Annotated in this window: 14 protein-coding genes, 2 pseudogenes and 1 riboswitch; of the genes and pseudogenes, 4 read left to right on the top strand and 12 right to left on the bottom strand. The window is 41.8% G+C overall.

What is annotated here, in order from left to right:
• Window positions 1-42 precede the first annotated feature (42 nt).
• A complete protein-coding gene (locus ACXAEO_RS07515) occupies window positions 43-906 on the bottom strand; it encodes a peptidoglycan-binding protein (RefSeq protein ID WP_474879850.1) in 864 nt (287 codons plus the stop codon).
• Between the two features lie 219 nt (window positions 907-1,125).
• Between ACXAEO_RS07515 and ACXAEO_RS07510 the strand changes: the two genes are divergently transcribed.
• A complete protein-coding gene (locus tag ACXAEO_RS07510; RefSeq protein WP_474879845.1) occupies window positions 1,126-1,896 on the top strand; it encodes a sulfite exporter TauE/SafE family protein in 771 nt (256 codons plus the stop codon).
• Window positions 1,897-1,973: 77 nt separating this feature from the next.
• Here the strand turns inward: ACXAEO_RS07510 and ACXAEO_RS07505 are convergent, their stop codons facing one another.
• Window positions 1,974-3,047 (bottom strand): GGDEF domain-containing protein, encoded by a 1,074-nt coding sequence (locus ACXAEO_RS07505; RefSeq protein WP_474879843.1) that lies wholly within the window; start codon window positions 3,045-3,047, stop codon window positions 1,974-1,976.
• A 173-nt stretch (window positions 3,048-3,220) separates the two neighbouring features.
• The gene (locus ACXAEO_RS07500) at window positions 3,221-3,838 is read right to left on the bottom strand and encodes an HD-GYP domain-containing protein (RefSeq protein ID WP_474879840.1); all 618 of its coding nucleotides are present in this window, start codon (window positions 3,836-3,838) and stop codon (window positions 3,221-3,223) included.
• A 34-nt stretch (window positions 3,839-3,872) separates the two neighbouring features.
• A riboswitch (cyclic di-GMP riboswitch) is annotated at window positions 3,873-3,956 on the bottom strand.
• A gap of 351 nt (window positions 3,957-4,307) precedes the next feature.
• Here ACXAEO_RS07500 and ACXAEO_RS07495 point away from each other — a divergent pair.
• A pseudogene (locus ACXAEO_RS07495) lies at window positions 4,308-5,360 on the top strand (cache domain-containing protein); the annotation flags it as partial.
• Window positions 5,361-6,308, top strand: coding sequence for a methyl-accepting chemotaxis protein (locus ACXAEO_RS07490; protein ID WP_474884027.1), 948 nt, complete (start codon window positions 5,361-5,363; stop codon window positions 6,306-6,308). It begins immediately after the preceding pseudogene.
• A gap of 66 nt (window positions 6,309-6,374) precedes the next feature.
• Here ACXAEO_RS07490 and ACXAEO_RS07485 read toward each other — a convergent pair whose 3' ends face one another.
• The 3 genes and pseudogenes from ACXAEO_RS07485 to ACXAEO_RS07475 form a co-directional block, all read right to left on the bottom strand.
• Window positions 6,375-7,322 carry a methyl-accepting chemotaxis protein gene (locus ACXAEO_RS07485; protein WP_474884025.1) on the bottom strand — a complete coding sequence of 316 codons (948 nt, stop codon included), beginning with the start codon at window positions 7,320-7,322 and terminating at the stop codon, window positions 6,375-6,377.
• Window positions 7,314-8,327 (bottom strand): annotated as a pseudogene (locus tag ACXAEO_RS07480) (HAMP domain-containing protein); the annotation flags it as partial. The gene ACXAEO_RS07485 and the pseudogene ACXAEO_RS07480, both read right to left, overlap by 9 nt.
• A gap of 151 nt (window positions 8,328-8,478) precedes the next feature.
• Entirely contained in the window at window positions 8,479-8,820 is a 342-nt protein-coding gene (locus tag ACXAEO_RS07475; protein WP_474879837.1) for a hypothetical protein, read from the bottom strand.
• 428 nt (window positions 8,821-9,248) lie between these two features.
• Here ACXAEO_RS07475 and ACXAEO_RS07470 point away from each other — a divergent pair, with 428 nt between their 5' ends.
• A complete protein-coding gene (locus ACXAEO_RS07470; protein ID WP_474879833.1) occupies window positions 9,249-9,647 on the top strand; it encodes a cytidine deaminase in 399 nt (132 codons plus the stop codon).
• A gap of 70 nt (window positions 9,648-9,717) precedes the next feature.
• On the opposite strand, the gene ACXAEO_RS07465 is transcribed toward ACXAEO_RS07470, so the two are convergent.
• From ACXAEO_RS07465 to ACXAEO_RS07440, 6 genes are all read right to left on the bottom strand, one after another.
• The gene (locus tag ACXAEO_RS07465) at window positions 9,718-10,005 is read right to left on the bottom strand and encodes a hypothetical protein (RefSeq protein WP_474879830.1); all 288 of its coding nucleotides are present in this window, start codon (window positions 10,003-10,005) and stop codon (window positions 9,718-9,720) included.
• A gap of 71 nt (window positions 10,006-10,076) precedes the next feature.
• Window positions 10,077-10,451 (bottom strand): hypothetical protein, encoded by a 375-nt coding sequence (locus ACXAEO_RS07460; RefSeq protein WP_474879827.1) that lies wholly within the window; start codon window positions 10,449-10,451, stop codon window positions 10,077-10,079.
• A gap of 86 nt (window positions 10,452-10,537) precedes the next feature.
• Window positions 10,538-11,653 carry a GerAB/ArcD/ProY family transporter gene (locus ACXAEO_RS07455; RefSeq protein WP_474879824.1) on the bottom strand — a complete coding sequence of 372 codons (1,116 nt, stop codon included), beginning with the start codon at window positions 11,651-11,653 and terminating at the stop codon, window positions 10,538-10,540.
• Window positions 11,654-11,682: 29 nt separating this feature from the next.
• Window positions 11,683-11,916 carry a hypothetical protein gene (locus tag ACXAEO_RS07450; RefSeq protein WP_474879821.1) on the bottom strand — a complete coding sequence of 78 codons (234 nt, stop codon included), beginning with the start codon at window positions 11,914-11,916 and terminating at the stop codon, window positions 11,683-11,685.
• 1 nt (window position 11,917) lies between these two features.
• Complete coding sequence (locus ACXAEO_RS07445; protein WP_474879818.1) at window positions 11,918-13,111, bottom strand: Ger(x)C family spore germination protein; 1,194 nt, start codon at window positions 13,109-13,111, stop codon at window positions 11,918-11,920.
• Between the two features lie 24 nt (window positions 13,112-13,135).
• Complete coding sequence (locus ACXAEO_RS07440) at window positions 13,136-14,713, bottom strand: spore germination protein (RefSeq protein WP_474879815.1); 1,578 nt, start codon at window positions 14,711-14,713, stop codon at window positions 13,136-13,138.
• Between the last annotated feature and the right edge of the window lie 254 nt (window positions 14,714-14,967).

Genomic DNA, 14,967 nt, shown 5'->3' with positions numbered 1-14,967 from the left:
AACTTTCCATTCTGACTAGATTCTCATAGCAGGCCTTTTCCATTACCCTCTTTCCTTCATCTCGTTATATATTTTTACAATCGTCTCCCCATAATCCTTTCCTGGAACGGCCCATTTTCCATTCAATGCTTCCCATGTTTTGGCGCTTCCACGTTTAACAAATTTGAACCGGGGATCAACAAGGGGCTCCCCTGAAGGTAATGGCATCGTTGTGGCATAGGCGAATAAATGCTGCAAATGGGCAAGCACCCCTTCTCTTTCCGTTTTGAAGCTTGCCCCCCTGTTTTCAGAACTGGTTGCTCCCAATCCGGCAAAATTATGTTGGGTTCTGTTTACGGTACCGGTAAAACGAAAGTAATTGGTTTCAAGCAGAGATTGGGCGAATGCAACATCTCCTCTAATCCCGTAAAGCTTGCCGAAATCGATATAATATTTCCCTACTAGTGGTGCATTAGGATTGATTCTCGTAACGAATTGATTCAATTGTTCAGCGGATAAGACAGAAGAACCTATAATGGAAATGTCTTGTGTGAATGGACTGACCACAGTAATAGGTTCTGGAATAATAGCTACGTCAAACCCAGCTTTCTTGGCCTGTTCTTGAAGCTTTTCTGCCCGTTGCTTATCTTGAAAGACCCCAATTTGGACACGATATTGATAAATTGGAAGCGGGTTCGGACCATTTGGAACTGGAGTTTCGTTCTCGTTCGCCTTCTTTGCCATTGCCTCGTTCAGCGCCTTTGTCGTTACAGGTCCAACAATCCCGTCGACCGTGATTTTCTTGTTTTGTTGAAACTGTCGAACTGCCTTTTCAGTTAGTGGTCCAAATATCCCATCGATTGCGCCATTGTAAAACTCTAACTCTTTTAAATCTTGCTGTAATTTAATAATGGTTTCCCTCCGCATATTGTCATACCTCCTGTCATATATACTAATCTATGAAAAGAGAAACAAAGGAGTATAGACGAATATGGGAGTAAGTGAAAATTGTTTATCATATGATGCCATTAGCTGAGGCAATCCGTTTATAAAATCATACTGTGATAATGAGGATTGAATCTTGGAGTGAAAGTCTTATTCTCGTTTGAATAAAGACTATCTTTTAATAAAGACAGGAGAAATAAGATGAGCATCGAGATTACCATCATGGGATTACTCGTCGGCTTTCTCGTAGGTCTGACAGGAGTCGGAGGAGCCGCACTATTAACCCCCGTATTAATATTCGCAGGGATTCAACCATCCATTGCGATAGGGACGGATTTTATCTACAATTCCATCACGAAGCTATTCGGAGTAGTGCAGCATTGGAGACAGAAAACGATTGATTTTCAATTAGTGAAATATTTGGCATTGGGAAGCATCCCGAGCTCTGTTTTGGCCATTGTTAGTTTGTACGCCTTTCCACTGTTCCAGCAACATCAAGAGCCCATTTTGAAGCATGTACTTGGATATGTATTGGTATTGGCAGCAACTTCCATTATCATTCAAGTTTTTTTCAATAAACGTTTCTTTTTTAATCGCTGGCAAATGCAGCCACTCTCTCAAAAGCGGGGATTGACAATCTTCATTGGGGCTGCATTTGGGTTTATTGTTGGGCTGACTTCTGTTGGGTCTGGATCGTTATTTGCCATTGCCATGTTGTATGTATATAAGATGAACCCTGTTCAATTAGTAGGCACTGACATTGCCCATGCGTTTCTTTTAGTGACTGTTGCAGGGCTGATAAATGCCGGACTTGGAACCGTTAATTATGTGCTAGCAGCTAATTTGCTGTTAGGGTCCATTCCCGGTGTCATTATAGGGAGTAAGCTATCTGCCAAGGTTCCAGCGAAACCGTTAAGACTAGCCGTGGCTGTGCTTATTTTCATGAGCGGATTCGGTCTCATTTTAAAATGAAAAGAACGTTACCGAAACCACATGAAAAAAGGAGCATTCTTGTGATAAGAAGCTCCTTTTTTTATGGATTTTTCTAATTATAATGCCCATACTTGATTGCGACCGTTTCGTTTCGCCTGGTAAAGGGCTTTGTCCGCTTGTTGGAAAATATCCTCCCCTTCTATTTTGACACTGCTAGGAAACGTTGCGGTTCCAATGGAAATCGTAATATGGATCGTTGACTGATCAGGCAAGATAAAGTCATGTATTTCGACTGCCTTGCGAATTCGTTCACCAATTTCTAACGCATGGGCGGCCGAACAATCAAGAAGCAGCACACTAAATTCTTCCCCGCCGTTTCTTGACACAATATCAAACGAGCGAGCAGTTCGAACGAGCACTTCTCCTAACTGTTTTAAGACTTCATCTCCACCAGGATGGCCGTATGTATCATTGACTTTTTTAAAATGGTCAATATCGATTAAGAGAAGTGATAGCTTTTCATCCTTCTCTTTCGACCGCCTTAAAGCCTCATTGTACAAGGCATCAAATTGGCGGACATTGTTCAAGTTCGTTAAGTAATCAGTCGTCGCACTTTTTTCGAGCTGCCAAAATAGTTCATTCGACTTTTCAATATATTCGGCCGTCATATAAATAAATAAACTGCCAATGAAGGAAATGCCGACTTGAATCGGAAAAATCTGCCACACTGTTTCTGCATCTAAATTAATGCTTAAGCCAATAAAAATGAATATTAAAGAAATAAAGCATAGGAGCATCATTCTCGGGAGCCTGTTCATCTGTAATCGTACCGCCAACGCACAAATCAGCCCTGTTGTTAAAATAATTGCCGCCCCAGTAATGGCCGATTGACTCATACCAAATAACGTAATCCGGGTAATCGCGATGACAATGCTCGAAAGAACCGCTGGAATCCATCCGACATAGGCTGCTGCGGTAATCGGAGCTAAGTGCCGTAAATCGACCCTCGTTTCCTCGTTGACCGAGATGGCAAAAAGCATGACAATGATGCCTAATACCCCGAACAACCCACCTGACCATACGGCATAGGCTTGACTATGTTTAATCGCTGTATATTTTTTCGACCAAATTCCTGCAAGAAAAAGGAACGTAATAAAAATGCATATATTGACAAAAAACTGGGCCAACATCCCGGCTTCCTCCTAAAAAGAGTCTCTTAATTTCTATATCTTTAGCTTAATTCATATATAAATTGATCTAGAAAATTCGACATAGTCAAAGAACGGTTATGCCAAATTTTCTAGACCTAAGCGGATGTCACACTCAAACATTCAAAGGGTACACGAACCGCTTCAAGATTTTTCTAAATGGATGGATCTAGTTGCTCCTTTTTCACCATATGGATGAAGCGATCAACTAAGTTGCGGTCATAACATGTTCCGGCTAAAGCCGTCAATTCTTTAAAAGCCTCTTCGCTTGTGAGCGCTTTAGAATACGGACGATCGCTCGTCATCGCCTCATAGCTGTCCACAATGCGCAGCATTTTGCAAAATAGCGGAAGTTGGTCATCTGTATATTTGTAAGGATACCCGGAGCCGTCTATGTTTTCGTGATGAAGTGACGCAAACGTTGCGTCCACACCACAATCGTCTAAAAATTTCTTGATTAAAACCTCTCCGTATAAAGGATGGTTCATCAACTCGCTCCATTCCTCTGTTGTCAGTTTCGTTTCCTTTTCTAAGATAGCAGAAGAAATGTAGAGTTTGCCAATATCATGAAGAAGGATAGAGTTAATCAATCCATTTCGAACTTCTGAAGAAATATGGAGATGTTTGGCAAATTGAAGAAACAGTACGGCGGTATTAACAGAATGAATATACGTATGAAAATCATGCTCCCTTAAGGCTTGTAGTAAAAAAGAGATTCGTTGATTCATAGAAAGAGTAGAAAGACGATGTTCCAGCATAAAAGCCGTTGTCATGGCAAGTTCCTCCTATACGAAAAGTAGTAGTGATTGAGGATTAGCCGGTTGCACCACTCGCTCCGCACAGCCTAAGTGCCCATTTAACGGCCTATGCATCAACGCTTTCTAATCTATAAATGTATTATCTTTTATATCGGAATAACGAGACATAATTAAAGCGTATTTAAAAACATATGATTCTTTAAATAATCTGTTATACAAAAATATTAAAAGAAAGCTCCTTAAATGTCCAATAAATCCCTCTTGATTTTCCTTCTTTTATTTATATAGGTTCCCTGTAATCATTCGACACCTCTTCAGTCCATCGAGAAGCAGCACCATCGTTGATCCAGCCCGTTCTTTTGGGTATGTCGAATTTTCTAGATCGATTTATATAGAAAAATCTAAACTGAAAATTTCAATTTTTCTTTTGAACTTGTAAGAAATCTTGGAAAAATATATAATTTTTTCTTGCAACTACCATCTTATGAGGAGGACTACTATGAAACGAAGTTTGCAAAAACAAATCCTTTACCCGGTTTTGGCTTTGCTTTTTATAACAGGCATCGTCTTAGCCGTCATTAACTATAAAATGAGTGTCGACCTATCTGTGGACCAATCGACCGAGCAGATGAAGACGGCATTAGATCAGGCCGACCAATTAGTCCGCATGTTTCTCGATGAACATGAGCGAGATTTATTACAATTAACGAGTATGGATACCATTGAAAACTATGGAAACAATCCGGCGGACTCGCAAGGAAACGTGCTGTCTCATTTTGAACGCTTCCATGAAGCCTCTCCTAATCTATTAAATAGCTATTTTGCAACCGAAAAAAACGACATGCTCCTTTACCCTGACACCGAGCTTCCAGAAGGATACAAGCCGACAGAAAAAGACTGGTATAAGCGTGCCGTTGCCAGCAATGGAGCTGTCATTTGGGAAGAACCATATACGGATATTGCCACAGGAAAAACCGTTATTACGGCACTTAAAGCGGTTATAACAAATGAACAAACAATTGGTGTAGTCGGCATTGACATTGAGATTAACCACCTCTTCGAATTAATTGAAAAAATCAAATTCGGAGACACCGGCTATGCGTTCATGGTTGATAAAAATGGTAATATGATGGCACATCCTGATTCATCCGTGCGCGGAAAAAGTGTATTAGATGAATCATACTATCAGCAAATGCAAAAAGCTGGCAAGGCAGGAGTCGTCTATTATACATATGAGGGAGATCAAAAGCTTTTAACGTTTAAAACGGATGAGAAAACCGGGTGGAAACTCGCGGGAACGGTGAAAATGGATGAATTTGAAGCAAGAGCGGAAAGTCTCTTGTCCCCGCTTGTCATCACTTTGCTTGTGATTGCCCTTCTTGCTTCTATTCTTTCCTACTTCTTCGTCCGAAAGATGATGAAACCGATTCGATCGCTTCAACATGCGATGGAAGAAGTTGAAAAAGGGAATTTGACGGCTCAAACAGACGATAGTCGTCAAGATGAAATTGGGCAGTTGGCAGCAAGCTTTGCCAATATGACAAATGAAATGAAAACATTAATTAGGCATATTCACAAGTCTTCTGAACATGTCACAGATGCATCGCAAACGCTCATGGCAAGTGTGCAGGAAAATACGGCCTCAGCGAATGAAGTGGCGGTGACGATGCAGCAAATTGCCAGCGGCGCTTCTAATCAATCAGAGCTGATGGAGTTAAACGGAGAAATGATGGCATCTTTAAGTGAAGAAGTGCAAAAGATTAAAGAGCAAAGTCATGATATACAGACAAAATCAATGGACATGATGCGCGTTGCCCAGTCAGGTATTCAAACAGTCGACTTACTCGATGAGCACTCTCAAAAAACGAGCAGCATGAATGAAAAAATGATGGAAGTCACAGCGAATTTAAGCAATCGTTCACAAGATGTTGGGAAAATTGTCAATACGATTAGCGGCATCGCCTCCCAAACGAATTTGTTAGCGTTAAATGCAGCAATTGAAGCAGCTCGTGCTGGTGAACATGGAAAAGGATTTGCCGTCGTAGCGGATGAGGTGCGAAAACTTGCAGAACAAACCGAGAATGCGCTACAAGAGATTGCCAATATTATTGAGCAAATTCAGCAAGAAACCGATATGACCTTCCGTTTAATGCAGGAAGCAAACGGTGTATTTCGTGAGCAAAGCGAAATAGTCGTTCAAACGGAACAAGCATTTACTATGGTAAACGAAACCATGCTTCGGAATAATGAACAGATTCAGCAAATTGTGGGCAACATTAACAGAATTGCTTCACAAAAGGAGCGAATCACATCGAACATGGCGCAGATGAATGCCATTAGTCAAGAAACAGCCGCTGGAACGGAACAAATATCGGCGTCCATTCAAGAACAAACCGCTTCGATGGAGCAGTTAAGCAAGCTTGCCTCAGAACTGGAGAAATCTTCTGCGAACATGGCCGAACAGCTTCATCGTTTTCACATTTAAGATAGAATGAAAAAAGGAGGAACCACAGCGGTCCCTCCTTTTTTTCATACACAAAGTTATCACAACCTACATTTTAAACTGCTTAACTGTCTGTTCTAAATCAGTGGCCAATTCGCTTAAATCTTGAATGGACTGGGTAATTTGTTCAATCGATGACAACTGCGTATACGCAGATTCAGCCACTTGGTTCGCGGCGGCAGAGGCTTCGCTTGCCATGCTTGCAGATTGTTCCACAGAGACTGTGACTTCCTCCGTACTAGCAGACATTTGTTGAGAAGTAGCCGCTACTTCTTGAATTTGGAACGTTACTTGTTCGATCGACATAAGAATATGTCCAAATGCTTCCTCTGCAGTGTTCACTACTTGCAGGCCGCTTGCCGCTTTTTCTTCTCCTTCTTTCATGACAGCAACAGCTTTATGTGTATCACTTTGTACAGCCATAATTAGCTCGGCAATTTGATGAGCGGATTGCTTCGAATCTTCTGCTAGCTTCCTTACTTCATCTGCTACCACCGCAAATCCGCGTCCATGCTCTCCCGCTCTTGCCGCTTCAATCGCTGCATTTAACGCAAGCAAATTCGTTTGCTCGGCAATTTGAGTAATGACCTCAATAATTTGGTCAATTTGTTGCGAATGATGTCCGAGGAGCTTTACAAGAGAACCACCTTCTTGTACAGAATGGCTAATTGATTGCATTTGTTCAATTACATCGTGTAAAACGGCCTGTCCTTCTTGCGCATTTTTCGACGCTGTAGAGGACGAATCAGATACGGAATTGGCGTTCTCTGCAATCCGCTGCACCCCTGTTGAAATTTCTTCCATCGCCCGTGCCGTTTCTTCCGCATTTGTTAGTTGTGTTTCGGAACCTGCTGCCACTTCTTGAATAGCCGCTGTTACTTCTTTCGTCGTTTGCGCCGTTTTCTCTGAATTCACTTGGAGCTGTTCAGCAGCATTGGTTAAGTGCTGTGCGGACTGATGAAGTTTACCTAAAAGCTCGCGAAGCGAATGCAGCATATCATTGAAACTTGTTCCTAATTGGCCAAGTTCGTCATTCGTCACAACTTGCACTTGTTTTGTTAAGTCCCCCTTGCTGACTTCTTCTGTCACGGCGGCCATTTGTCTAATTGGTTTCATAATAGAACGAATCACACCGTAGGCAAAGAAGGCGCTGATAATGGTCATAACAACTATGACAATGAGCATTAAGTTCAAAATTGGTTCTGCGGTCTCTTTCGCATCTGACTGATTCATCGTCCCTGCTACTATCCACCCCGTCGTCGGATTTGTCGCATATAGCACTTGCTTTAATGTACCGTCATGCTCATAGGAAACTTGTCCTTGATTGGCTGTTGTGAGAGAATTCACGATTTCAGAAGGCAAGTCACTGCCAGGTTCAGCTGTTGGGTGAAAAGCAATTTTGCGATTTGTATCCAAGACGAATGGATAACCGTTCTTTCCGATTTTCGCCGTTGAGATCGTGTCGTTCATGACATCCATTTCGAGGTCAAAAGCGACGACCCCGGCCTTATCTTTCAATGCAACGGCAACCGTGACAACATGTTTGCCAATCGAGTCATCGAAATAAGGTGACGTGATGACAGGCGTCCCGTTTGCCGCCATTGCTTGCTGGTACCACGGTCTTTCTCGCGGGTCATAATCATCTGGCATATCGGTCGCCGGTTCATCTGAAAACGTGCCATCTTCTCTACCGATATAAACAGAAAGCAATCCCGTCGTCGCACTGTAAAATTCACGTAAATGCAGGCGGAAATTCGTGGATGCATCTTCTTTCACTGCACCTTCATTTAATTCAGACGCCAAAAATACAGCCTGTTCTAGCTTTGGCTGAATGGTCGCATCAATTAAACGATTCAGGAAAAGAACGTTTTGTTCGGCACTGACTAAATTTTCTTGCTCTAAACTGCTTTTTGCACTTTGATAAGAAGCAACACCAATAAGAATGCTTGGAATGAGAAAAATGGTGGCAAATGATAGAATAAGCTTTTTTCTAAGAGACATCTTTCTTCGTATGTTTTGGTTCATCTTTATGTTGTTTTTCGTTCTCGTTCTCGCTTGCATATAACCCTCCAAGATGTTGTTCAATGTTTCATATACTAGTAATCCGCCTCTTTTTTCAGAGATAATGGGGAAAAGAAGCGTAAAATCCCTATTATCCTTGTAGCTTCGATAATTCCTCTTTCTTGACACGTACAGTCACATATTCATCGACCGGACCTGTCCCTCTTTGGCGATGTTGGATGACTTGCATCTCCTCACTTGCTCCTCTTTTCGGTTTCATAAAGAGAAAGCCGACAAAGGAAAGAACGGCTGCACAAAGAAAAGCAAATGTTAACTGAATCCAATATCGTACATATGTATTCGTTTCGAATGCTTCCATGACTTGTTGACCTGTTGTTTGATACGCAATGAGATAATTGCATATACTAACTAAAAATAATATGATCGACCCGCCTAACGAAATTAAAAAAATTAGGCTGAATAAATTTTTCATGTTGCTTTTTGCCCCTCTCTTTATGATAGTGAACGCATTAATTATACCACAAAAAATACCAACCCCTTTTTTAACATTTGCTTGTTTTCAAATTGAAAATGTGTTTTTTCCAAGCATATAAGGTTTTTTTCGGATAAATACTAAAAAGATTTCCAGCCTGTACATTTTTAGTTGAAACTTTATTGTTTTCGAAGTATAGTGTAATTGTCGGAGGTCAGACATCTTTAAGTCGAATGGAGAGCGAGTGGTTTCACTTTTCCCCTGATTTTGATGTCATTTTATGTAACCGTTATCAAACCAAATGGCGGATATTGATTCTAGATGAACGCTTATAGTACACTTTGTATACGGCTACATCGACCATCTAACATAGTGTGCAAGCTTTGAATGTCATTGTATGGATAACCTTTACGAACGGAGTGAATGACGTGACCTATCAAACGTTAATTAATGAAGCCATTGAGGCTCGCAAACAAGCTTATGCTCCTTATTCCACATTTCAAGTCGGCGCTGCTGTCTTAACAACAAGTGATACGATTTACCGTGGATGCAACATTGAAAATGCTTCATACGGATTAACAAACTGCGCGGAAAGAACCGCTTTGTTTACAGCTGTGGCAAATGGTGAAAAAGCGGTAAAAGCTATTGCCGTTGTCGGAGATACAGACGGTCCGATCTCTCCATGCGGCGCATGTCGTCAAGTCATGGCGGAGTTTTGTGACGAAGATACAACGGTGATTTTAGCTAACTTAAAAGGTGATGTACTCGAAACGACCATTAAAGATTTACTTCCAGGTTTTTTCTCGCCTCGTGATTTAAACGGCTGATGGCCCGTACTCGAAAAACAGCGGATTCACTAGTGAATCCGCTGTTTTTCTTTCTTCTGATAATTGTCCTTTATTCTCCTATATTGCCGATCAAAAGAATAAAAGCTAACACGACCAGCAAAAAGCCGCTCCCTGCAACGGTTGTAATGCTCCTTAACACCGCCCATTTATTATTAATTTCTTTAAATCCAGCCGTTCCCATAATGAACACGCATAATGTTAAAAACAACAGCGGCCAAAATGGATGAAACCCGCTGACTTGCATAGCCATGCTTTTCAGTGAAACTGATGTGGAAAAGGCATAGAATAGCAAAAAAGATACGAGCGACAGTCGGAAAGCCCATATGTTCATATCCATGCCCCATCCCCCTTTAAAAGAATTGACTTATTATAGCATAAAATTCTAACTATAATGAAGAGTTAAATTATTTATGCTCCCTCTTTCGGAATAGCCCCTAACCCTTCTAAGATGACTTTTGCATCCACATTTAAATAACCGATAACATCCTCTCTCAAAAACAAGGGTGCATGCTCTTTCAAAATCAATTTAATGTCCCTAATGTCAAACTTCATGGCATAAGAATTGACGGCACTGATGGTCGCCAGTTCCTGACGAGTAAGCGGTTCATAATTGGCGTTCAACCGTTCGGAAAGGAATTCAAATAATTCACGCGCATTTCCTTTTAAAACATGTTTATGTTCAACTAACAAAGATAAATTTTCTTCAATGTATCGTCTTGCCGTAGCAAAATCCAGTTCTTCGACACTTTTATTAATTTGGGCAATTAGTTCTCTAAGCTTCATAATATTCTCTTCTCCTCTTTCAACAATCATCTTTCTTACGTATTATCGGCTTCAAAGTGTTTCTCGTTACAAGGAAGGCGAGATTTTTACGAAGGTGGTGAATCTTTTGGCGGGAGCTCTTTTCGGATATAACTTCCCACGAGGAGGGCGAGCGGTAAAAGAATGCCAAACGTCATCGTGTATGGAACCCATGTATCTCTATCCCATGTTTGACTGTAGTCAAATGTCGGATAAACGATGAGGGATGAAATGATTAAAATAAGACCAAGTGGCAAAGCAAGTGGTCGAATTTCGCGCAAGTTAAAAATTTGACTGATGCCAATCATCAATGCATACATATAGATGACCAATCGGAAATAAAGCGAGATAAACCAAACGATGGCAATGACCGCTTCGATTCTTTGCAAAAAGTGACCGATGTTAATTTTTTTAGCAAGTACGTAAGTTGGATATAAATTTCGTGCTGTCAAATCTGGTCCAAGCACAAGGAGGCTCAAGATAATCGTCGTAAATAGTACAAGACCACCAAGCAAAGCGCCGAGCAACAACGCTTTTCCTGCCTGTTTAGCATTATGAACATAGGCGGGCGCAAGCATTATTAAAATAAAATCTGGTAAAAACGTGACACTAATAAACATGAGGGTTGCTGTTATAATCGGCTTTACTCCATTTGATAATACAGGTTGTAAATTTTTAACATCAACATCTGGGATGCTTAAACAAGAGAGAATGATAAAAAAGAGAAGAAACCATGGAAATAACAGTTCTGCTGTGCGGGCAATGGTTTCCAATCCGAACCGCATTCCCATAATCACAATTAAACTAAAAAGAAGATGGATTGCTTCAATGGGCGTATCATTTAAAATTTGTGTTCGCATAAAATCGCCTAAATAATAAACGACCGTTGCGGGACCGCCGAAAAATAATGTGACGAGAAAAAATAGACTGAGCGCTTTTCCAAGCCATTTTCCAAAAACCGTCTCCATCATCTCGACTAAATTGCGGTTGGGCAATCGTTTCGCAATTGCTATGTATAAAAAAATAAGAAGCACACCGATTCCGTTGCCGATGAGAGCTGCCAGCCACGCATCTTGTTTAGCGAGTTCGGCAAGACCCGATGTCACAATTAAGACAGCACTGCCGACTGTAAACAACGTTGTTAAAATCATGAGCTGACTTGCTGAAATTTTACCGCCCTCCATCTTTTTCCACCTCTTCATATCGTATCTTTCTATTCTAATAACCGAAACAGCCAGCTTCCGAACGGCTCGAACATGACAGACATTGCTTCAAGTGGTGTTGGAATCGAAACATGCAATGCTTTTGCGATACTTAGTGCGCTTCCGATTACAAGCAAGGTCAAAAAGGCGGCAATGTCTCGCCTCTGCTTTTTTTTTAGCAACGCAGGCAGTTCCAGGAACGCGATGAGTACCGCAACGAACAAGATGATGAGAGCCGCTACCACGTTATTCTTCCATTCCTTCCAACACTGAATTTTTTACTGTACCAATGCCTTCGATTTCTACCGTCACATCAATGCCGACTGGAAGGTCAACAAAGATGTCATTCCATTCCTTTTTTACTTTTTTCCAATAATCTGGGTCTTTCCGGTTTATCGCTTGTCCGAACCCAAAAATATCGGTTTGAAGCTCCTTCGCACGTTTAACGGCGGCCTCGCTGTTTTCTTTTAGCACTTGTTCCGCCTGTTTTTCCAATTCTTTCAATGCACCCGGTTTCATTAAATCTAGATTTGTACACTGAACCTCCCCTACTGTTCCTACAGCCTTGATAGTGACTTCCATCTTCGCTTCGTCCTTTTCGACGTTCCCCTTCATGTCTGATTTTGCCCTCAAAATCTCAATGCCAATTTTCCCCTTATCAGAGCAAGGCACTTCCACAATGGTGCTTTCCAGCTTATCGATAATGTCAATATAGCCTTTACTTTCCGTTTCATTCATCCAGCCGACGAGCCGATCTTTTTTAAAAACCGCAATGCCTTCATATTGCAGTCTTGTATCCGGATCAATTCGCCCTAAGTTCGTTCGTTCTTCTCCTTCTTCCTGTTTCCCAAGCACTTTCACCCCGGTCAACACTGGATTTTTCCCTTCTTGAATCAAACTGGCAATCATCTCATCCAATGTGACAGCAATCGTTGGTGCCCACGTTTGTTCCGATACTTCAAGCGATGAAAATAGCTTATTGGAAGGGATTTTCTCAAGCGGGAGTACTACTTTCAACACCTCTTCTGCTTTCGCATTGGAAGCAACGGCTAAATAAAAGTCGGTTCGGGTTTCATGTCCTCTTGACAATAAATCTAATACTTCGCCAATGCCTTCTTCTGCCACTTTTTCACCGATAATGACCATTCGAAGGTGGGCGACATAAATTTTCCGTGGTGAAAGAGTTGTCACTCTGCGGATCGCTTCAAAGAGGGTATCGCCTTTTTCCTTAAACATGACGGTTGACAAAGCCTTTCCTCCTACCATATTTGATGCCACTTCGCCAGGATTGACGACTTGAAAAGACACGACATATTCATCCCCTTCTTTATCAATGCCCATTCCAACAGCGATGGCGAGTGTATTTAATTCTCGGCGGTTCCAACAGCCCGTCGTCACTAGCAAAAAAATGACAACGATAATGAGAGCTTTTTGCTTCACGTCTCTACCTCCGCCTCCTCTCGTCTACTTTTGCTTGTTCGGTTTGGAAGGCGGTTTATTGTTCGCCTTCACCGAATCTCCTTTTGTCAAATAGTGAGGTCGCAGCGAACCTTTCCAAATCGGCAGTCGCAAAATCCCATCTTTTTGTTCAGATAGATGAAACGGTGCGAATGGACTCATGTAAGGCACACCAAATGAACGAAGACTACATAAATGAAGAAGCATGGCAATGATGCCGACAAGGATGCCGAACAAACCAAAAGCAGCCGCAAGCCCCATTAACAGAAAGCGTAAAAAACGGACAGTAATGGCAATATTGAATGAAGGCAGGACGAAATTAGAAATCGCTGTAATCGCCACGACGATAACCATCGCAGCTGAGACAATTCCTGCCTCTACTGCCGCTTGACCGATTACGAGCGCACCGACAATCGAAATGGCCTGTCCGACTGCCCGCGGCATACGAACTCCAGCTTCTCTTAAGATTTCAAAAATAACTTCCATCATAAGAGCTTCGACAAAAGCTGGAAACGGGGTTCCTTCCCGCTGAGCCGCTAAGCTGATGAGCAGCGGTGTTGGAAGCATTTCTTGATGATAGGTCGTAATCGCAATATATAGCGAAGGCGCCAATAAAGCGATAAAAAACGCAAGAAAACGCAACGCACGAAGAAGCCCAAAATCAGAACGATGATAATAATCTTCTGCAGCTTGGAAATATTGAACAAACAAGACGGGAACGACAAGAACAAATGGTGTTCCGTCCACTACAATCGCAATGCGCCCTTCTAAAAGAGATGCGGCCACGACATCAGGCCGTTCTGTATTGTAGACGGTCGGCCATGGTGAATATGGCTCATCTTGAATGAGCTCTTCAATATTTCCGCTTTCTAAAATGCCGTCAATGTCGATTCGGTCAAGCCGTGTATGCACTTCTTGGACGATTTTATCGTTGGCAATCCCTTTTATGTATACAATGGATACATTCGTTTTCGTTCGTTTCCCAATTTTTTTGCTTTCAATCCAAAGATGCTCGTCTTTAATTTTCCGACGAATGAGGGCCGTATTTGTTCGTAAATTTTCGGAAAACCCTTCTCGCGGACCGCGAATGACCGTTTCAGCCGCCGGCTCTGTTACCCCGCGATCTTCCCATTTCCGCAAAGAGATAGACAAGCCGCTTGAACAGCCCTCCACTAACAAAATGGTATGACCAGACAACAGGGCGGGAAACAACTCCTCATAGCCGTTCACCACTTGCGTATCGCTTGTAGAAAGAATATGTTCTTTTAAAATATGAAGAGGCTGCTCACCTGCCGCGAGCTTTTTTTCCCATTCTGTTTTTTTCTCATGAAGCATAAGCGGCTCCATGATGAATTCTTGAATGGCTTGTGTATCCGAAAGTCCGTCTGTATAAAAAAGGACGAGCTTGTCTAGTCCGAACGTCACTTCTTTCGAAATAATATCTTCACTGTAGCCTAATTGTGTTTTAATTTTTTGGATACTTTCAGGTAAATGCTTGTGTAACGGTTCGTTTGACTTTCCATTAGTTTCTTGGGTATTCTCGACATGCCTTGCTGTTTTTCGTTTCCTTTTGAAAAAGAACATCCGCTCCATACCCTCCGACATTACTTTTACATTTACTGCCATTATCGACGAGTTTGGCTGCTTCTAAACGATGGCGAGCCAATTTTTCTTTGAAACGCAGCGCCCCCATTCCTTAATTCTGACTGAATATCAACATCTGATTTTCGCAATGCTTGGCTAAAAAGTGACATCTTGTGTAATATTTCACGAATACTCTTGAGATTTGTATAGGGAGAGAGTTATCATAGAGAAAGAGGATTCATATGTCCTGTATA

The organism is Bacillus sp. ABA4_010 (genome assembly GCF_056159105.1).
The sequence above is the reverse complement of the archived record's forward strand: the minus strand, read 5'-3'. Positions and strand labels throughout refer to the sequence as shown.